Origin of the sequence: Sporanaerobacter acetigenes DSM 13106, assembly GCF_900130025.1 — a bacterium.
GTDB lineage: Bacteria > Bacillota > Clostridia > Tissierellales > Sporanaerobacteraceae > Sporanaerobacter > Sporanaerobacter acetigenes.
This window is the reverse complement of the sequence record NZ_FQXR01000012.1, coordinates 1-21421: the sequence shown is the minus strand read 5'-3', so window position 1 is coordinate 21421 and position 21421 is coordinate 1. Positions and strand designations below refer to the sequence as shown.

The window sequence follows — 21421 nt, the reverse complement described above, 5'->3', positions numbered from 1 at the left end:
TCTATGGATATGAATACAAAGGAAGTGTTGAAAAAGAAAATCCTGGATACGCAAGAGTCAGTTAGAGATTTTGAAATGTATTCAAAAAAGGTAGAAGATGAAGAATTGGCTATGTTATTTAAAGATTTTGCTGAGGAGTGTGGATACCAAGCAAGTAAACTTCAAGAAGTACTTAAAAGATTGGATTGAAAAAATAGGGAAATTAAATTTCCCTATTTTTTTATGTTGTATTACATGTAATAAGTGTATAATAGATATAAATGAAAAATATATAGGGGGAGATTTGTGTGAGTAGACCTTTAATTTATGCTCATAGGGGAGCTTCTTCTTATGCTCCAGAAAATACATTTGCATCTTACAAAATGGCTATTGAGATGGAAGCAGATGGAATAGAGATTGATGTCCATAAAAGTAAGGATGGTCATTTAGTTGTATGTCATGATGAAAAAGTTGATAGGACAACTAATGGGAAAGGATATATAAAAGACTTAACAGTAGAAGAACTTAAACTTTTAGATGCAGGAAGCTGGTTTAATGAAAGTTTTGCAAATGAAAGAATTCCATTGCTTGAAGAAGTATTGGAATTGGTAAAAATGGAAAACATACTATTAAATATAGAATTAAAAAATGGGCCAATATTTTATGAAGATTTAGAATTAGATGTAGTCAACGCAATTAGGGCTTATAGACTAGAGGAAAAAGTAATCATTTCTTCTTTTAATCACTATAGTCTTGTGGCTGTAAAAAAATTGGAGTCTAAAATCAAAACGGGTATACTATATATTGCTGGAATGGTATCACCATGGAAATATGCAAAGAGTATAGGATCTGATGCTATTCATCCATTATTTATGACTATTAATGATGAAGTTGTAAAAGAATGTATTCAAAATGACGTCATGGTCAATCCGTTTACAGTAGATAGGGAAAGTGATATGATATTAATGAAAAACATAGGTGTTTCCAGTATCATAACTAATCGACCAGATGCAGGAAGAAAGGTTTTTTATGGAATTTAATTCATTGAGAAAGGCTGATACAGATGAAGAAAGTGAAGATAATTTTAAATCCATCTTCAGGAAGACAGATAATACAACGAAGAATAGATGCAATATGTAAACAACTTATTGATGACGGATATACAGTAAGCAAGTTTTTAACTAAAGAAAAAAATGATGCCATGTATGAAACTATTAAATGCTGTAGTGAGGATTGGGATTTAATTGTAGCTTGTGGTGGGGATGGCACGGTAAATGAAGTGGCAAAAGGAATTGTTTTAGGTGGAAGAAAAATACCAGTTGCTATATTGGCAGCTGGAACAGTAAATGACTTTGCCAATTATTTAGATTTGCCAAGGACTAGTGGAGAATTCTATGAGATGATAAGAAATGGCAATACTTTAGATGTGGATTTAGGTAGAATTAAGGATGAATACTTTGTCAATGTTGCAGCTAGTGGACTCTTGACAAATGTAGGATATCAGGTTTTGCCAGAGACAAAAGCTATATTGGGCAGAATGGCCTACTATATAGAAGGAATAAAAGAAATACCAAAACAAAAATTTAAACCTATAAGTGTGAAGTTTGAAAGCAAGGAATATACAAGTACAGAAGATATGCTACTTTTCTTGATTTCTAATAGCTCTTCTATAGGAGGATTTAAGAAACTAGCTCCAAAAGCTAATGTTTCAGATGGTTTGTTAGATAGTATTATTATAAAAAAATGTGATGTTCAAGATTTGATGAGTATATTTATCAATATATTTAGTGGGGAACATATTCATCATCCTAGTGTGGAATATTTTAAGACTGAAAAGATAACAATTTATACTGAAGATGATGTGCCTATAGATATAGACGGAGAATATGGTGGAAAATTGCCGGCTACTTTTGAAGTGGTCCCAAATAGTTTCAGAATACTCGTAAGATAAAAAAGCGGCTTTGCTGCTTTTTTTGTTTATATATATGAAAAATATTGATATAATACAAATAAAGAAAATGAATGCACTTATTCTTCTTTTTTATTGAGATATATTAAAGGATTTCTTCAAGTATACTAGAATATATAAAATAGAAGAATAATATTGGAGGAGATTTTTTTGGATGATAAACTAGTATGTGAAAATGTAATGGAGATAGAAAAGTATTTAAGAAAAGTAGATTATATTATAAGGAAAAAAGGTAGAGAAATACTAAACGATTTCAATATTACAGTTCCACAGTTTACTGCTCTTCAAATTCTTATAGGTGAAGGAGATTTGACTATAGGTGAGTTAAGCCAAAAGATGACTCTAGCTTGTAGCACTATAACGGATTTAATAGATAGAATGGAGAAAAGTGGATTGGTCGTCAGAAAGAAAGATGAAAAAGATAAAAGAGTAGTAAGAGTAGAAGTTCAACCAATTGGTTATGAAATAGTTCAAAAAGTACTAGACAAGAGAAGAGCTTATCTTGATGGAAAACTTAAAGGTTTTAAAGATGAAGATAAAAAATTTTTAAAAGAAGCACTGGAATCTCTTTATGGTGCTATGAAAGATGACTAGAAAACTTGGATAAAATGAATATTGTTTGTATAAAAAAAGGGAAAACTGTTATATTCATGAGGGGAAGAATAGATATGAAAATAATAGATAATAGATATAAAATTGAAGAATTGATGTCTGAATCATTAAGTGGAAGTTTATACCTTGTTACTGATTTATGGAATAATGACAAAAGACATTTTTTGAAGTTTTACAACTATAGCTATAACAAATATATGAATATAATCAATTATTTTATGAATGAATTTATTCATATATCCAATATAAAGCATAAGAACTTGTTGGGAAGTGAAAATTTTAAAATTGTAAAATCAATAGATAGGGAAAAAATATGGGTAAATCAATATTATTGTATTACAGAATGTGTGGATAAGCCTACTTTGAAAGATGTTCGTGAAGATTTATCTTTAGATGAAAAACTATATATTATATTGCAATTGTGTACAGTACTAGATTTCTTACATTTTAGAGGAATAATATATAAACACTTGATTCCTAAAAATATATATATTTTGGAAGATGGTCAAATAAAAATTAAAGCTTTAGCAACCGTAAATGAGGAAGTTATTGACAACGATTACAGTGATATAGATAGATTTTTCATATCGTCTGAAGTTTTGTTAAAATTAGGTGTTGTTGATGAAAAATCGGATTTTTATTCATTGGGAATGATAATAAAGTATTTGTTTCAAGAAGATTTAAAAAACACATTTTTGGAGGACATCAGTCATAAGAATATACACAGTTTGAATGATAAACAAATTACATTTTTAAATAATACCATAGAAAGTTTGACAAGAAAAAGTGTTTCTAATAGGACAGGAAATCTAAAAAAATTGATATCAGATTTTAGTAGATATTTTTCTCTTGATTATACTGTTGACTATAAAGAAGAAAGGGAAGTATTAAATTTCAATACCAAAATAGTAGGCAGAGAAAATGAAATAAAGCAATTACTTGGTATTGATAAAGACTTTGAAGAAAGCAAATATAATACTAACTTGTTCATAGTTGATGGAGAAGAAGGTATTGGGAAAACTAGATTTCTAAAAGAAATAAAGTATATATTAGAGTTAAAAGGAAGAGAAGTTTATCAAATAGATATAAAAGAAAAAGAAAATATAAGTCTCAAATCTGTATCAAATGTATTGCGACAGATGATAAAATATGCTCCAAAAAATTTAATAGACAAATATGGATCTGAACTTATAAAAATAATACCAGAATTGAGATTCATAGAAGATATAGTCCCATCTGCAAGCTTACCTGATGAAAAAGAAAAGTTGAGATTATATGATAGAATAGCGAGTTTTCTTAAAGATTTGGCAAAAGAAAAACCAATATATATAATTGTTGATAATATTCACAATGTAGATGAAGATACTTTGAGACTGACAAATTATGTATTACAAAATATAGATGGAGTTCCTCTGCTATTTATCGTATCGTATAATGAAGATAAATTAGAAAAAAGCAGTATAAACACATTAGTTTCAGATTGGAAATTAAGAAGAAATACAAAAAGCATAAAGCTACCTAAATTAGGGCTTTATGAAATTGGAGATATGGTACAGCATATATTGGGAATGAATTTTAGGCCTTTGAATTTTTCTACGGCAATTCTAAAGGAAACTTTAGGTAATCCTAGATACATTGAGCTTATACTACAGGATTTATTTGCTGTAGGAGAATTGTGTATAAACGAAAATGGGAATTGGAATTTAATAAGCATTAGTTACTCAGATATATATATGCCATCAGATTTAGATGAAACTTTAAGAAAACAATTGAGTTTACTTGAAAATCAGGCACTAGAACTTGTAAAAATCATTTCAATATTCAATGTTCCTGTATCTAAAAGTGTAATTCTTCAAATGCTTAATGTTGAAGCAAATGAATTGAACAATATGATAGAAAAGTTAGTTTCTATGAAATTGTTAGATGAAAGACTCGGAGATTGGGGATATAGCTACACTTTCTATAATATGCAACTTAAAAAATTACTTTATCATGAACTGGATGAAGAGGAAAAAATAAATCTTCACAAAAAAGCATCTGAAGTTTTAGAAAACATATATAGTCTCGAGGATAGAGAAAATATAGATGAACTTATATATCATTTAAAGATGTCAAATCAATCTGACAAAGCCATAGATTATTTAATAAAACAAGCGAAAAAAGTCCAATTCATATTGAGTGCAGAAGCTCTTTCTCTTTGGGAAAAAGCTAATGAATTGCTAAAAGATAAGAGAAGTGAATTAAGACTAGAAGTTCTGGAAAATATGGGAAAATTGTTCACCTTACGAGGAGAAAATGAGAAGGCCTTGGGAGTGTATAAAGAAATATTAAATGAAGCTATTGAATTTAATCAAAAGAGGTATATTGTTAAAGGCAAAAATTATATGGGAGATATATATTATAGAAGAAATGAAGTAGAAGATGCGTTTAAAGTGGGCTTGGAAGCTGAAAAAATTGCATATGCTATAAATTATGTTGGAGGAATTTTACATTCAAGAGTGCTTTTGTCAAAATTGTATGCTTTAAAAGATAATTTAGATTTAGCATTAGATGAGGCAAATCAAGCACTAGAATTAGCTTTAACTGAAGAAAGGGAACAAAATTTAGGATATATCTATAATCAAATAGGGATTATACACTATTACAATGGAAATGTAGAATTGGCCAGCGAATCTTTTAAAAAGAGTATAGAAGTTTTTCAAAATACAAAAAACTATATAGAAATGACTAAACCTCTAAATAATATGGGCACTATCTGTCTTGATTATTATGGAGATGATGAAAAGGGAATAGGATATTATGACAGGGCTTTAGATATATGTACAAAATATGGATATTGGGAAATGGAATTGGTTATTTTAAACAATACAGGTGAAACATGCATAAAGAATCATGAATACGGGAAGGCAAGAGATTATATAGAAAAATCGAGAAATATAGCTATTGATATGGAAGATCGAAGTATGATTTTTTTAACCAATGTAAATTTGGGAGAAATATATTTATTTACTGGAGAGTATGATAGTGCATTTAATTGTTATAACTTTTTAAAGGGAGAATTTGAGAAAAACCTTTCTTTTGCAAAAGAAATAGTAAATCAGTACTATATTTTTTTAGGAAACTTTTATTTTAAATTTGGGCAATGGGATAGAGCACAAAAATATTATGAACAAAATATGAGGGAATTTAAAGATTTCAGTTTAAATTACTATTTGAAATCAAAAGCTAGAATTATAATTATAAATTGTTTAAAAGATAAAATATTTGACAAAGCTAGAATTGAGGAAATAAGAAATAAATATAAAGAAATAAATATAAATAGAGATAGAGTAAAAATTTTAACTGAATTTGCAGCTATATCGATTATATATGGAAAAAAAGAATATGCTTATGAAATTTTAGATGAAATAGGAAATATATCAGATATTCCTTATTCAGATGTTTTAAACAATATTCAAAAGTTTATAATGTTTAGCATGGAAGAAAATGGTGTTTTATATCTTATGGAAATTGAAAGTAAAATCAAAGATATGGATTTTCCCGAACTTAATTTATTTATGAACTATGTTATTGGGAGAAAGAGCTATTCAAAAGGAGAATGCTATAAAGCTATAAATTACTATTTGGAATCTTTAGATATAATGTATAGATTAGTTAAGAAAATACCAGATAAAAATTTTCAAATGAGTTATATAGAAAGTCATCAAGGTGATGAAATAAAGCATGAAATAAATAAAATTTTCAAAGAAATATTTGGCATAGAAGTTCATTGCGTCTATACAGCTGATATAGCTTCAGGGAAAACTGATATAGAAAACTATTTTGATTTTAAGACATTGTTTGATTTAATAGGAGACGAAGATTTTTCGAAGATTGTTGGTGATAGTTTTTCAAATAACTATATAAAAGATGTAAATAATGTAAATGATCTCATTATGAAATTTGATGATAATTATAAGCACAATTTAGATGTGATATTGAAGTATTTGGCTAAGGAAACTGTTGCACAAAAAGGAGTTATATTTTTATGTGATGAAGAAAATGATGGATTTGAGGTCATTGCTAGGCTAAAAGATGAAAATATTTCTATGGTCAATGAGAGTATAATAAATCTTGTAGAAAAAAGAAGGGATGGTTTAGTTGTAAAAAACACCTTTGGATACAATAAAAATAATGTGTTTGAAGCTCTTTTGTCTATGGATACTAAAGCATTGATATGTATGCCTATAGTCAGAAAGGGAAAAGACATTAAAGAAAATTTAGATGAGAGAAGAAGAAAAACTTTTATTATGGAAGATAAAATTGTAGGATATATATATTTAGAAACAGACAGATTATTTAATAGATTTGATTTTGAAAGGTTTAAATTGGTAAAATCTCTTTCTCATTTAGCTTTTTTAAATATAGAAAATTACAATCTTAAAACTCTATCTACCATAGATAAGATGACAGGCATATATACAAGAAAGCATTTTGACACATTGTTCAGAGAAATTTTATATATATCAAAGAAAAACAATGGAAAATTTTCTCTATTAATGCTTGATATAGATAAATTTAAAACTATCAATGATACTTATGGACATAGAAAGGGAGACGAAGTACTAAGTTTGATAGGTAAAACACTTCTTGAAAATACTCGCTCAACGGATATTGTTGCCAGATATGGAGGAGAAGAATTTATAATAGTATTGCCAAATACTGAAGAAAAAGAAGCAAAAGAGATAGGAGAAAAAATCAGAGGTAAAATAGAAGAATTAAAAGTAGCAAATATGGATTATCCTCTAACTATAAGTATTGGGATTTCACTATATTCAGAGCATAGTAAATATAAAGAAGAACTAATTGAAAAGGCAGATCAGGCACTTTATTGTGCAAAAGAGAAAGGCAGAAATAGAGTTGTATTGTGGGATTCTAATATAGCAAGCAATCTCAATAGAGGAGATAGACTTGCGGGAATTATTTCTGGCAATACTGTTCAAGATCAAAGGAATGTACTTGCCATAATGGATGTTGTTGATTTATTGAAGAAGAATATGACTACAGCAGAGAAAATATATGAATTTTTAGGGCGAATTATTGAAACAGTTGATGCAGAATACAGCATATTGATGCTAATGAATACTTCGGGTAAGGTGGATAAAATATTTGCTAGAAAGAGATTTGCATCAGATTGGATAAAACCTCCTAAATACAACAAAAAAATCGTAGAAAAAGCAGTCAAAAATAAAAAAGGAGAGTTTTTAATTGATTGGGAAAATATAAAAGATATTGATGTAATATCAGGTACTCCAAATTGGCAATCAACTATAGTTACACCACTCGTAGTTAAAGAAGTTGCTAAGGGAATAGTTTATTTAACCGTGCCATTAAAGGAAAAAGAATTTGATTATAACAACTATAATTTAGTAAACACTATATGTGAAGTTTTTTCTACTGTGATTTAATCTAAATCACAGTATTTTTCTTGCGGAAGAAAATAGAAGTGTGATATAATATAGAAAATCATGTATTTGATATGAGGAGGATAAAAATGTCAGCAACAATAAAAGATGTTGCAAAGCTAGCAGGAGTATCTATTTCTACAGTGTCAAGAGTTATAAATGACTCAAAGCCAGTAAGTTCTGAAGTCAAGGAGAAAGTACTAGCTGCCATTGAGGAACTAGGATACAAACCCAATGAGGTAGCTAGAACTTTGGTTACTAAAAAATCATATTTAATTGGAGTTATAGTATCGGATATTGGAAATTCTTATGTGGCTCAAATGGTTAGAGGAATTGAAGAAGTAGGAAGAATGTATAATTATGATATTCTACTATGTAGTAGCTATGGCGACAAAAATACAGAACTAAGATTTATTCAGTTATTAAATAGGAAACAAGTAGAAGGGATAATACTTATATCTGAAATTATGAACGAGGGAATAAAAGAGCAAATAGAGAATTCAAAAATTCCTTTTGTATATTTGAATAGGTATTATCATATCAATGATTTTCCTACTGTTTCTATAGACGATTTTGATGCTTCCTATGAAATGACAAATTATTTGATAAGTTTAGGACATAAAAATATAGCTTGTGTTTCTGTAAAGAATGAAAATGATTGTTCAGTAGAAAACTTAAAGATGGCAGGATATAAAAAGGCTATAGAAGAGTTTGGTGAAGGCGATGAAATACTTGTCTGTGCTAATGGATATACTATAGAAGAAGGCTATGAGATTGGAAGAGATATACTTAAATTTATAGATGAATATGATGTATCGGCAGTTTTTTGTAGCCATGATGAATTGGCAATTGGACTTATAAACTTTTTATATGACAACAATATAAGAGTTCCACAGGATATATCTGTGACAGGATATGGAGATATAAAAATAGCATCGGTATTTAGACCTAAACTTACTACAATCAAGGAACCTCATTATGATATGGGTGCTGTAGCTATTAGAAGGATAATCAAAGAATTAAAAGGAGAAAAAATTGATAAAACACAAATAAGATTACCATTTCAAATAGTGAAGAGGGGAAGTTGTGAAAAAGCTGAATATTAAAAAACTAAAACCTGGATTTACACTTTTTTTGATAAGTATTGCAGTTGTAATTGTTTTATCCTTAGTTAAAAATCCAGAATTGAAATTTGTAGAAAGAATGAGTAATAACTTTTTTGTAGTGGGAATTGTATATCTTTCAGTAGGAGTAATGTTTGAAATAACTTCATGGTCTTTTACTAAAAACTATATTAGTAAACCTGTCGACAAAGAAGAAGTAGAAGAGATTAAGCATAGTCACAAAGACGCAGGGGTTGTTTCTAGTATGAACAAGGACAAAGAATACAAAAGAAGAAAAGAAATATTAAATTTATTGTGGAAAATATTTACTATAGTAGGTGCAATTGATTTTGGATTGTCTATTTTAATGATATTATTTATTTAAAAATAAATTTGATGGTGAGTTGTATGAGAAGTTTTATAGCTTTAGAATTTGAAGATGAACTTAAAGAAAATTTAGTGAATATACAAAATAAAATAAAAGAGAATTCATTAAAAGGAACTTGGACTCATGAAGACAATTTTCATCTTACTTTAAAATTTCTTGGAGAAATAGATGAAAATTCGACTATAGATATAGATAAAGTTCTCGAAAAAACTTGTAAAAACCACAGTCCTATAAATTTAACATTTAGCGATCTGGGTTATTTCAAAGGCGAAAGAGATTTAAGAGTGTTGTGGCTTGGAACAAAAGGAGATCTTGATAAAGTAAATGCATTGTATGAAGAAATAGAAAATGAAATGTATTATTTAGGGTTTCAGAAAGAAAATAGAGCTTTTAAGCCACATATAACTTTGGGAAGAAGAGTAGTTTTAAATAAAGATTTTTCTAAAATAAAAGATATTATAAGTGAAGATTTGAATTATGATTTTACACTGAAAAAAATAACATTGATGAAGAGTGAAGAAATCATGAAAAAAAGAGTTTATACTCCAATAAAAACATATAATTTAAAAAAAATTGACCACAGATAAGTCTGTGGTCTTTTTATGCACTTTAGTTAAGTAATGCACCATACAAATGAAATATAATTAAATTTATATTTTATTTTATTAAAGGATTTTGTAAAAATTTAAAGAATAAATAAAAATGGAGGAGAAAAAAATGAACAAAGTTATAATTGATGGGAACAAATTGACTCTTGAAGAATTTATCAGTGTAGTGAGAAAAAATTATAAGGTAGAATTGTCAAACGAAGCAGTTGAAAAAGTAGAAAAGTCGAGAAGTATTGTAGAAAAATTTGTAGATGAAGAAAAAGTAGTGTATGGGATTACAACAGGATTTGGGAAATTTAGTGATGTACTTATATCAAAAGATGAGACTAAAGAGTTGCAAAGAAATTTAATAATCAGCCATTCTTGTGGAGTTGGGGAGCCTTTAGATGAAGAAATAGTTAGAGGAATAATGCTACTTAGAGCCAATGCATTGGCTAAGGGATATTCGGGAATTAGGCTTTCAACACTAAATACATTGATAGACATGTTAAACAAAAATGTTCATCCTGTTATACCGGAAAAAGGTTCTCTTGGAGCAAGTGGAGATTTAGCACCATTAGCTCATATGGTATTGGTGATGATAGGAGAAGGAGAAGCATACTTTGGCGGAGAAAGAATGCCTGGGAAAAAAGCTATGGAATTGGCAGATATACCTATGGTGGAACTTACATCTAAAGAAGGTTTGGCTTTAATCAATGGAACTCAAGTTATGACTTCTATAGGTGCATTGGCAGTATATGATAGTATAAATTTAGCTAAGATGGCAGATGTGTCCTCTGCTTTGACCAGTGAAGCACTAAATGGGATAGTGACTGCCTATGATGAAAAAGTACATCAAGTAAGACCTCATAGTGGTCAAATAAATACAGCTAGAAACTTGTTAAAACTTCTTGATGGAAGCAATATGACTACAGTGCAGGGAGAACTAAGAGTTCAAGATGCCTATTCTTTGAGATGTTTGCCACAAATTCATGGAGCTAGTAAAGATGCGATAGAATATGTAAAGGAAAAAGTAAATATTGAAATAAATTCTGCAACTGACAATCCATTGATATTTAACGAAGAAGAAGCAATATCAGGTGGAAATTTTCATGGGCAGCCAATGGCATTAAGTTTTGATTTTCTAGGTATTGCATTGGCAGAGCTTGCAAATGTTTCTGAGAGAAGAATAGAAAGACTAGTAAATCCAGCGCTTAGTGGATTGCCAGCATTTTTAGTTGAAAAAGGTGGATTAAACTCAGGATTTATGATTGTGCAATATGCAGCAGCTGCACTAGTTTCTGAAAATAAGGTATTGGCTCATCCTGCTAGTGTTGACTCTATACCATCATCAGCAAACCAAGAAGACCATGTTTCTATGGGAACTATCGCTGCAAGAAAAGCAAGAGCTATATTAGACAATGCAAGAAAAGTATTAGCTATGGAACTTTTAGCATCCTGTCAAGCTATAGATTTAAGAGGGAATAAAGGATTAGGAAAGGGAAGTAGTATTGCATATAATATAGTTAGAGATCATACAGAAAAGATAGAAGATGATATAATAATGTATAAGGAAATAAATAAATGTGAAGAGCTAATAAAATCAAATGTTATTTTAGAGGAAATTGAAAAACAAATAGGTTCATTATATTAAAAAAGGAGGAGTTTTTATGGTAAATAATATTGACATTTCAAAAGCTATGACAATTAAGTTGGATAATGAATTGCCTCCAATGCCTAAATTTGTTGAAGGCCTAAGGAGAGCACCAAAGAGAGAATTTAACTTAACGCAAAGAGAAACTGAAATAGCACTAAAGAATGCATTAAGATATGTTCCAGAAGAATTACATGAAAAATTAGCTCCGGAGTTTCTAGAAGAGCTATATACTCGTGGAAGAATCTATGGATATAGATTTAGACCTGAAGGACAAATCAAAGGGAAACCCATAGATGAGTACAAAGGTAATTGCATTGAAGGAAAAGCTTTTCAAGTAATGATAGACAACAATTTAGATTTTGACGTAGCATTGTATCCTTATGAACTTGTAACTTATGGGGAAACAGGTCAGGTATGTCAAAACTGGATGCAATATAGACTCTTAAAAAAATATCTTGAAGAATTGACAGATGAGCAAACTCTTGTAGTTGCATCAGGGCATCCTGTAGGACTATTTAAATCTTTCAAACACAGTCCAAGAGTTATCATAACAAATGCATTAATGGTTGGTATGTTTGATGATCAAGAACATTGGATAAAAGCTCAAGCCATGGGATTTGCCAACTATGGTCAGATGACTGCTGGTGGTTGGATGTATATAGGGCCTCAAGGTATAGTTCATGGGACATATAATACCATTTTAAATGCAGGTAGATTGAAACTTGGAATTCCAGAAGATGGAGATTTAAGAGGACATATATTTGTAAGTTCGGGATTGGGAGGAATGAGTGGAGCTCAAGGGAAAGCCATAGAAATAGCTAATGGTGTAGGGATAATAGCTGAAGTTGACTATTCAAGGATAAAAACTAGATTGGATCAAGGTTGGATAGATAAGTGTTCAGACGATTTAGATGAAATATTTAATATAGCTAATGAATATATAGAGAAAAAGGAAGCTATAGCTATAGCTTATCATGGAAATATTGTAGATTTACTTGAATATGTAGTTAAAAAAGATATAAAAATAGATCTTCTATCAGACCAAACTTCTTGTCATGCACCTTATGATGGAGGATATTGTCCTCAAAGTTTGACTTTTGATGAGAGAACAGAAATGTTAAAGACAGATAAAGAACAATTTGTTGAACTTGTAGATAAGTCTTTGAGACATCATTTTGAATTGATAAAAAAATTAGTTGATAGAGGAACTTATTTCTTTGACTATGGAAATAGTTTTATGAAAGCAGTATTTGATGCAGGCGCTAAAGAAATAGCTAAAAATGGAGTTGATGAAAGCGAAGGATTTATATTCCCATCTTATGTAGAAGATATAATGGGACCAATGCTATTTGACTATGGATATGGGCCATTTAGATGGGTATGTTTAAGTGGAAAACATGAGGATTTGATAAAAACTGATAAGGCTGCAATGGAGTGCATAGATCCAAATAGACGTGGACAAGACAGAGACAACTATATTTGGATAAGAGATGCAGAAGAACATGCTTTAGTTGTAGGAACTCAAGCAAGAATACTTTATCAAGATGCATTAGGTAGAAGAGACATAGCTCTTAAATTTAATGAAATGGTTAGAAATGGAGAAATAGGTCCTGTAATGATAGGAAGAGACCATCATGATACAGGTGGAACAGATTCACCATTTAGAGAAACTGCAAATATAAAAGATGGAAGCAATATAATGGCAGATATGGCTACTCATTGCTATGCAGGGAATGCTGCAAGGGGAATGAGCTTGATTGCTCTACACAATGGTGGTGGAGTAGGTATAGGAAAATCTATCAATGGAGGATTTGGACTAGTACTTGATGGAAGTGAAAGAGTTGACCAAATTATTAGTACTGCTATGCCTTGGGATGTCATGGGAGGAGTAGCAAGAAGATCTTGGGCTAGAAATGAAAATTCAATAAAAACTTGTATTGAATATAATGAAAAACATGAAAAAACAGATCATATAACTATTCCTTATGTAGCAAATGAAGAACTTGTGAAAAAATTAGTTGATGATACTTATGAAAAATACAACAAATAAATTTTTTAGGAGGAGATTCAATGGCTAGACTTATCGAATGTGTTCCAAATTTTAGTGAAGGTAGAAATAAAGAATTGATTGAAAAAATATTAGATGAAGTAAGAAAAGTAGAAGATGTGAAGCTACTTGATTATTCCTCGGACAAAGACCACAATCGTACAGTAGTTACTTTTATTGGAGAACCAGAAAATGTACTTGAAGCTACATTCAATGCATGTAAAAGAGCCTCTGAACTAATTGATATGACAAAGCATACAGGAGAACATCCAAGAATGGGTGCAACTGATGTTATACCTTTGATTCCTATATCTGATGTGACTATGGAAGAAGCTATAGAACTATCTAGAAAATTGGCAAAGAGAATAGGTGAAGAGTTAAATATACCTGTATTTCTATATGAAAAATCTGCTACAGCTTCTCATAGAGAAAATTTAGCAGAAATTAGAAAAGGCCAATATGAAGGAATGGCTGAAAAATTAAAAAAAGAAATGTGGAAACCAGACTTTGGTCCAGATGAGCTAAATATTAAATCTGGTGTGACAGCAGTAGGAGCTAGAATGCCACTAGTTGCTTTTAATGTGAATTTGGGTACAAATGATATAACGGTTGCTAAAAAAATAGCTAAAGCTGTAAGAGCAAGTAGTGGAGGATTAAAGTATTGCAAGGCTTTAGGCATAGAGATAAAAGAAAGAGATATTGTACAGGTGTCAATGAATATGGTAGATTATACAAAGACACCACTATATAGAGTATTTGATATGATTGAAAGAGAAGCAAATAGATATGGTGTAAATGTCATAGGAAGTGAAGTAATAGGACTTGTACCTATGAATGCACTTATTGATTGTGCAGATTACTATTTAAAAGTTGAAAATTTTGATTATGGACAAATATTAGAAAATAGAATATTTGAATAAGGTGATGAAATGAAAGCTACTATAGTTATAAAAAATATTTCCAATTTAATAACCATGGAAGGTCCAAATAGACCTAGGGTTAAAGAAGAAATGAGAAATATTGGTCTAATCCAAAATGGTATTGTAGCTATAAATGAGGATGAAATTATCTATGTGGGGAATGGAAAACTTCCATCCCACATAGAGGTAGGTGAAGAAACCATATTCATTGATGGAAGTGGAAAAACTGTAACCCCAGGGCTTGTGGATTCTCATACTCATTTAGTTCATGGAGGCTCAAGAGAAAATGAACTGGCTATGAAGCTAAATGGAATGGGATACTTGGATATACTAAAAATGGGTGGGGGAATACACAGTACTGTTAAGGCTACTAAAGAAGCAAGTTTTGAAGAACTTTATGACAAAGCAAAAAAAAGTTTAGATATCATGCTTTCTTATGGAGTTACAACTGTTGAGGCAAAGAGTGGATATGGAATAGATGATTTTGATACTGAATTGAAACAATTAGAGGTAGCAAAAAAATTAAACGAAGATCATCCTATAGATATAATTTCTACTTTTTTAGGGGCTCATGCAATACCAGAAAAGTATAAAGAAAATTCAAATGAATTTGTAGATAAGTTGATAAAAGAAATGATTCCTGAAGTAAGTAATAGACATTTGGCAAAATTCTGTGATGTATTTTGCGAAGAAGGTGTTTTCAGTGTAGAACAGTCGAGAAAGATTTTAAATGCAGGTAAAAAATATGATCTAATTCCTAAGATTCATGCAGATGAAATAAAGCCACTAGGTGGTGCGGAATTAGCTGCAGAAGCAGGTTGTATAACTGCAGATCATCTTGTAGCTGCTAGCGATGAAGGAATGAAAAAAATGGCTGAAAGTAGAGTTATAGCCAATTTATTGCCAGCAACATCTTTCAATTTGCAGACAGGCAATTTTGCAAAGGCTAGGAAAATGATAGAAACAGGTATACCAGTATCTCTTTCTACAGATTATAATCCAGGAAGCTGCCCTACAGAAAATATGCAATTGGTGATGAGTTTTGCTTCACTTATAATGAAGATGACTCCAGAAGAAGTTATAACTGCGGCAACAATGAACGGAGCTTGTGCACTGGGACTTGAGAAGAAAATAGGTAGCATAGAGAAAGGAAAGCAAGCAGATATTGTCATATTTGATTCTCCAAATCTAAATTATATAATATATCATTTTGGTATAAATCATGTTGAAAAAGTTATAAAAAAAGGTATAATTGTAAGGGAATGAGCACGCTTTGCACACAAAAGTGTGCTCTTTTTCAAAAAAAGAGGAATTTAGATAATTATGTAGAAATATAAGTAGAAAAGTATATTTCTACTTATACATAACTGAATAAAGGGGGATGAAAAATGGCAGAACAGCAATATGTGGTATTCAAACTAGGCAAAGAAGAGTATGGCATAGATATAATGAATGTCAAAGAAATTGGTCCATATCAAGAGTCTGTAAAAGTTCCAAACACTCCTGACTTTATAGAAGGTATAATAAATTTTAGAGGAAAAGTAATACCTATAGTTAATTTGGAAAAAAGATTTAATTTAGAAGACAATGGAGTGACTAATGACACAAGAATAATCATTATAAATTTAAAGGATAAGCAGGTTGGATTTGTTGTAGATGAAGCTTCACAGACTGTAAGATTAGATGATGAAGATATAGATCCTGCTCCAGACATTATTTCGAGTGTAGATAGAAGGTATATTACAGGTGTGGGAAAATTAGATGAAAAAAGGCTACTCATATTAATAGATCTTGAGAAGGTTTTAAGTGACGAGGAAAAAAATGAATTAGCTCAAATGGAATTGTAGAATTAGAGGTGTAAAAACATGAGTGATTCTGTCTTGGATGTTAAGAGAATAAATCAAATACTTAATGAAACCATAGATACTATAGAAAAAAATAGGGAAGAAATTTTTGAAATAACAGAGCATGCTAGAAGAGAGTGTAAAAACATAGAAGAAGAATTAGAAAAAGTTAAAATAAGGGTCAATGAAGTTGTTGATGAAGTTGATAATCTAGATTTAGAAGACAGGAAAAGCAGAATGAAACTAGCAACTGTAAGTAAGAATTTTCAGATTTATAATGAAGAAGCCATAAGGAAGGCTTATGAAAAGGCTAATGACTTAAGAGTATTGCTTACGCTAAAACGAGAAGAAGAGAGAACACTCATTGAAAAAAGAAAAGAGTTAGAAATAAGATATAAAGAGTCGTTGGTAGTTTTAGAAAAAGCAGAAAAGATTAATAAGCAAGTAGGAGTTGCTATAGAATATTTAAAAGGTAATTTAGACGATATTTTACTTGCTGTAGATGATTTGAGCAAAAAACAATACCTGGGGATTAAAATAATAGAAGCTCAAGAAGAAGAGAGACAACGTCTGGCAAGAGATATTCATGATGGACCAGCTCAGTCAATGGCCAATATTTTAGTTAAAGCTGAACTCTGTGAAAGACTTATAGATTCTGACAAAGATAGAGCTAAACATGAATTGGTCAATTTAAAAGACATAGCAAAGGGAAATTTGAAGAGTATAAGAAAAATCATTTATGACCTAAGACCTATGTCTTTAGATGATTTAGGATTAGTACCTACTTTGGAAAGATATATTTATAATTTTGAAAAGGAAAATGAAATTCATGTGAACTTGAATACATTAGGGGATATGAACAATGTTGAATCAGTGATAAAAATTGCTGTTTTTAGAATAATGCAAGAATCTCTCAACAATATTGAAAAACATTCTCATGCTAAAAATGTAGATATAAGGATAGAGAAGACCTTAACTAGGTTAAATTTAATAGTAGATGACGATGGAGATGGATTTGATATTTCAAAAAATCCAATTGATAGAGATTTACATTCCGGTGGTTTTGGACTAATAAGTATGAAAGAAAGGGCAGAACTCTTAAATGGAAAGTTCAAGATAACATCATCTCCAGGCATGGGGACCAAAGTATATCTCTCTATACCATTAAGTGAGGAGGAAAATGTTCATGAAGGAGAATAATATTACAGTTATGATAGCAGATGATCATGTACTTTTAAGAGAGGGATTAAAGCAGATATTAGAACTTGAAGATGACATTGATGTCATAAGTCAAGCTGGAGATGGGGAAGAAACTGTTGAAAAAGCATTGGCCTATAAACCGGATGTTATACTTTTAGATATAAATATGCCTAAAGCTAATGGCATAGACGCACTAAGACGACTTAAAGACTTAGGAACAAATTCAAAAATTATAATGCTTACAATTCATGATGACAGAGAATATTTACTAGAAACCATGAAGATGGGGGCTAATGGATATGTATTAAAAGATTCAGATGCAGATAGTCTAATCAAAGCAATTAGGGATGTGAAAAGTGGCAAAACTTATATACAACCTAGTGTTGCTTCAATTTTAGTAGAAGAATTAAATTCTGAAGAAGCTGATGGAAGTAGAGATTATAGGAAAGTTCAAGCTTTGACTAAAAGAGAATATGAAGTATTAACGCTAATAGCTGAAGGCCTAAATAATAGGGAAATTGCAGAGAGGTTATTTATCAGCGAAAAGACAGTTAAGAATCATGTATCTAATATCTTTAAAAAAATTGATGTTAGTGACAGGATACAAGCTGCCATTTTTGCTTATAAAAATAATATTAAAACCATATAGATGGAGGTAATGAAATGACAAACAAAAAAGATGCAAAACAATTAAAAGAAGATTTGACATTTGAATTTAAAAATGTATGGAGTGCACTATCAGATGAGAAAGAAAAAGAATTATTTGAAGTAAATGAAGATTATAAAAAATTTTTAGACGATGGGAAGACCGAAAGAGAAGCAACAAAAGATATCATAAGGAGAGCTGAAGCAAAAGGATTTAAATCTCTAGAAGAAATAATGAATTCAAATGGGAAATTGATATCAGGAATGAAAGTATATGCAAACAATAAAAATAAAGGAGTTGCATTGTTTGTAATTGGGAAAGAAGATATATCTGGTGGAATGAATATAGTAGGCTCTCATATAGATTCTCCAAGATTAGATTTAAAACAAAATCCACTATATGAGGATTCAGATATGGCATATTTAAAAACTCATTATTATGGTGGGATAAGAAAGTACCAATGGGTTTCATTGCCACTTGCATTACATGGAGTAATTATCAAAAATAATGGAGAAAAAGTGGATATTGTCATTGGAGAAGACGAAAGTGATCCTGTATTCTTTATATCTGATTTGTTGCCACATTTGGCAAAAGAACAAGGAAGTAAAAAATTAGATGAGGCAATAGCAGGAGAGGGTTTAAACATTATTATAGGTAGTATACCTTATAAATCAGATGATATAGATTCAAAAGTAAAGTTGAATGTTTTGAAGATATTAAATGATAAATATGGTATAACAGAGGAAGATTTCACTACAGCTGAAATCGAAGCTGTACCAGCAGGTAAATCAAAAGATTTAGGTATAGATAGAGGCCTTGTATTGTCCTATGGTCATGATGACAGGGTATGTGCATACACTTGTCTACGAGCAGTTTTAGAAGTTGAAAATCCTGAAAGAACTGCTGTAGGGTTATTTGTAGACAAAGAAGAAATAGGAAGTGTAGGGAATACAGGAATGCATTCTAGATTCTTTGAAGATACTGTTGCAGAAATAGTATATCTTTTAGACGAAAATGCTAACAATTTAAAAATTAGAAGAGCACTGGCTAATTCAAGAGTGCTATCTTCAGATGTAGCTGCTGGATATGATCCAAATTATGCAGATGCATTTGAAAAAAGAAATAGTGCATATTTAGGCAAAGGTATTGCGCTAGTTAAGTATACTGGTTCAAGAGGCAAAGGTGGTTCTAATGATGCAAATGCTGAGTATATAGGAGATATTAGAAGAATATTTAATATGGCTAATGTTATGTGGCAGACTGCTGAATTGGGAAAGGTTGACCAAGGAGGCGGAGGAACTATTGCCTACATTTTAGCTAATTATGGTATGGAAGTAGTTGACTGTGGGGTTCCAGTACTTAGTATGCATGCTCCTTATGAAGCTGTAAGTAAGGCAGATGTTTACATGACTTATAAAGGATATAAAGCATTTTATAATGCATAAAAAAATCAGGCTATAGCCTGATTTTTTTTGGAAAATCACATTTCCTTTAAATTAAGTTGCTTAAATACTTAAAGAGAAACAGTTGATATGTATTCTAATATAAAATCTTTAAAAGTTTCACACAAAGGTGACAACTGTCTACTCTTGTGATAGACAAAATAAAATTTTCTATTTAGATTTAAGTTTTTAACATTATAAACTTTGAATTTGTTGCAAGCTAACTCTTCTTGAATTGCCCTTTCTGAAAGAAAACTTACTCCTACCCCTAAAGAAATTAAAGTTTTAATGGTTTCAGCATCTTCTACATAAGCTATAGTTTTTAAGTGACTGCGTGAAATTTTATTTTTATCCAATTCATTTTCGAGAAGTTCTCTTGTTCCAGAACCTTTTTCTCTTAAAATAAGTTTATGCTTTGTGAGTATGCTTGTATCTAAAATAGCATAATTTTTCATGGTAAAATCTTTATTGTTAGGGGTAACTAATAGCAATTTATCTTCAATCAAATCCATATACTCTAGATGATTCGATTGATATTTAGCACCTACTATTCCAAAGTCTGATTCACCTTCCAATATACTTTTAACGACTTCTCTTGAATCCTTATCTTGCAATGAAAAAGTCACGTCGGGATATATCGTGATAAATTCTTTTAATATATTAGGCAATACATATTTTCGAGGTACAGAGCTAGAACAAATATCTAAATGCCCTTGTATTTTTCCTCTATAGGAATCCAAATCAAATTTAGCCATTTCGCAAGTATTTATAATATTTATTGCATATTTATATAGTATACTTCCTGCTTCTGTGAGAGCCATATTTTTACCTGAACGATTGATAAGCACTGTTCCAAGCTCCTTTTCTAGATTTTGTATATGACTAGTAACAGTAGGCTGAGTAATGAAAAGTTTTTCAGCGGCTTTTGAAAAACTTTTTAGCTTTGATACTTCTACAAATGTTTCTAGTTGACGTAAATCCAAATATATCACCACTTTCAAAATCATATATTTAATTATATTCTAACAATATATATCGCTTTATGCTACAATATGAGTAAAAAAAATTTAAAATAAAAAAGCAAAACCTATTGACAAAGCGAAAAAAACCTGGTATATTTTTAAGAGTTGTCGCTGATATAGCATATAACAAGTTGAAATAACAAACGAAATAAAAAGTCCAAATAAAAACTTGACAAACAAAAAAAACTATGCTATATTATAAAAGTCAACTGTGACAGAACCATGATAATTGAACAGCGTGAAACAATCCTTGAGTTTAATTAAAAATTATTAAGACAGGTAAAACTTTTTTATGAGAGTTTGATCCTGGCTCAGGACGAACGCTGGCGGCGTGCCTAACACATGCAAGTCGAGCGAAGAATATATAAAGAAATCTTCGGATGGAAATATATATTTCTTAGCGGCGGACGGGTGAGTAACGCGTGAGGAACCTGCCTTGTACTAGGGGATAGCCTCGGGAAACCGGGATTAATACCCTATGATACTTGAGGATCGCATGATTTTCAAGTCAAAGCGATTAAGCGGTATAAGATGGACTCGCGTCCCATTAGCTAGTTGGTG

General features: G+C 30.6%; 17 protein-coding genes and 1 rRNA gene. 17 read left to right on the top strand and 1 reads right to left on the bottom strand.

All coding sequences use genetic code 11. The features are described 5' to 3' along the window. The first annotated feature begins 3 nt into the window (after positions 1-3). The 16 genes from BUA21_RS10915 (at position 4) to BUA21_RS10840 (ending at position 19841) form a co-directional block, all read left to right on the top strand. Positions 4-189, top strand: coding sequence for a ferritin family protein (locus BUA21_RS10915; protein ID WP_072744871.1), 186 nt, complete (start codon positions 4-6; stop codon positions 187-189). A gap of 98 nt (positions 190-287) precedes the next feature. After that, a complete protein-coding gene (locus tag BUA21_RS10910; RefSeq protein ID WP_072744870.1) occupies positions 288-1019 on the top strand; it encodes a glycerophosphodiester phosphodiesterase in 732 nt (243 codons plus the stop codon). A 23-nt stretch (positions 1020-1042) separates the two neighbouring features. After that, positions 1043-1930, top strand: a complete 888-nt coding sequence (locus tag BUA21_RS10905; protein WP_072744869.1) for a diacylglycerol/lipid kinase family protein — start codon at positions 1043-1045, stop codon at positions 1928-1930. Between the two features lie 168 nt (positions 1931-2098). Beyond that, positions 2099-2542, top strand: coding sequence for a MarR family winged helix-turn-helix transcriptional regulator (locus BUA21_RS10900; RefSeq protein ID WP_233242618.1), 444 nt, complete (start codon positions 2099-2101; stop codon positions 2540-2542). Between the two features lie 14 nt (positions 2543-2556). After that, on the top strand, positions 2557-8007 hold the full coding sequence (locus BUA21_RS10895; RefSeq protein WP_132996278.1) for a diguanylate cyclase: 5451 nt from the start codon (positions 2557-2559) through the stop codon (positions 8005-8007). An 86-nt stretch (positions 8008-8093) separates the two neighbouring features. Further along, entirely contained in the window at positions 8094-9110 is a 1017-nt protein-coding gene (locus tag BUA21_RS10890) for a LacI family DNA-binding transcriptional regulator (RefSeq protein ID WP_072744867.1), read from the top strand. After that, complete coding sequence (locus BUA21_RS10885; RefSeq protein ID WP_072744866.1) at positions 9091-9492, top strand: hypothetical protein; 402 nt, start codon at positions 9091-9093, stop codon at positions 9490-9492. The genes BUA21_RS10890 and BUA21_RS10885 overlap by 20 nt, the downstream gene beginning before the upstream one ends. Before the next feature lie 23 nt (positions 9493-9515). Beyond that, the gene (gene thpR / locus BUA21_RS10880) at positions 9516-10082 is read left to right on the top strand and encodes an RNA 2',3'-cyclic phosphodiesterase (RefSeq protein WP_072744865.1); all 567 of its coding nucleotides are present in this window, start codon (positions 9516-9518) and stop codon (positions 10080-10082) included. 130 nt (positions 10083-10212) lie between these two features. Further along, positions 10213-11736 (top strand): histidine ammonia-lyase, encoded by a 1524-nt coding sequence (gene hutH / locus BUA21_RS10875; RefSeq protein ID WP_072744864.1) that lies wholly within the window; start codon positions 10213-10215, stop codon positions 11734-11736. A 16-nt stretch (positions 11737-11752) separates the two neighbouring features. Further along, positions 11753-13789, top strand: a complete 2037-nt coding sequence (locus BUA21_RS10870; RefSeq protein ID WP_072744863.1) for a urocanate hydratase — start codon at positions 11753-11755, stop codon at positions 13787-13789. 20 nt (positions 13790-13809) lie between these two features. Continuing rightward, a complete protein-coding gene (gene ftcD, locus BUA21_RS10865; protein ID WP_072744862.1) occupies positions 13810-14706 on the top strand; it encodes a glutamate formimidoyltransferase in 897 nt (298 codons plus the stop codon). 9 nt (positions 14707-14715) lie between these two features. Beyond that, complete coding sequence (gene hutI / locus BUA21_RS10860; RefSeq protein ID WP_072744861.1) at positions 14716-15972, top strand: imidazolonepropionase; 1257 nt, start codon at positions 14716-14718, stop codon at positions 15970-15972. 122 nt (positions 15973-16094) lie between these two features. Next, on the top strand, positions 16095-16553 hold the full coding sequence (locus BUA21_RS10855) for a chemotaxis protein CheW (protein WP_072744860.1): 459 nt from the start codon (positions 16095-16097) through the stop codon (positions 16551-16553). 18 nt (positions 16554-16571) lie between these two features. Then, positions 16572-17750, top strand: coding sequence for a sensor histidine kinase (locus BUA21_RS10850; RefSeq protein WP_072744859.1), 1179 nt, complete (start codon positions 16572-16574; stop codon positions 17748-17750). Then, positions 17737-18399 (top strand): response regulator, encoded by a 663-nt coding sequence (locus BUA21_RS10845; RefSeq protein WP_072744858.1) that lies wholly within the window; start codon positions 17737-17739, stop codon positions 18397-18399. The genes BUA21_RS10850 and BUA21_RS10845 overlap by 14 nt, the downstream gene beginning before the upstream one ends. Before the next feature lie 14 nt (positions 18400-18413). Beyond that, positions 18414-19841 (top strand): aminopeptidase, encoded by a 1428-nt coding sequence (locus tag BUA21_RS10840; RefSeq protein ID WP_072744857.1) that lies wholly within the window; start codon positions 18414-18416, stop codon positions 19839-19841. A 68-nt stretch (positions 19842-19909) separates the two neighbouring features. Here the strand turns inward: BUA21_RS10840 and BUA21_RS10835 are convergent, their stop codons facing one another. Then, positions 19910-20821, bottom strand: a complete 912-nt coding sequence (locus BUA21_RS10835) for a selenium metabolism-associated LysR family transcriptional regulator (RefSeq protein WP_072744856.1) — start codon at positions 20819-20821, stop codon at positions 19910-19912. 327 nt (positions 20822-21148) lie between these two features. On the opposite strand from BUA21_RS10835, the gene BUA21_RS10830 reads away from it, so the two are divergent. Beyond that, positions 21149-21421, top strand: a 16S ribosomal RNA gene (locus tag BUA21_RS10830); the annotation flags it as partial.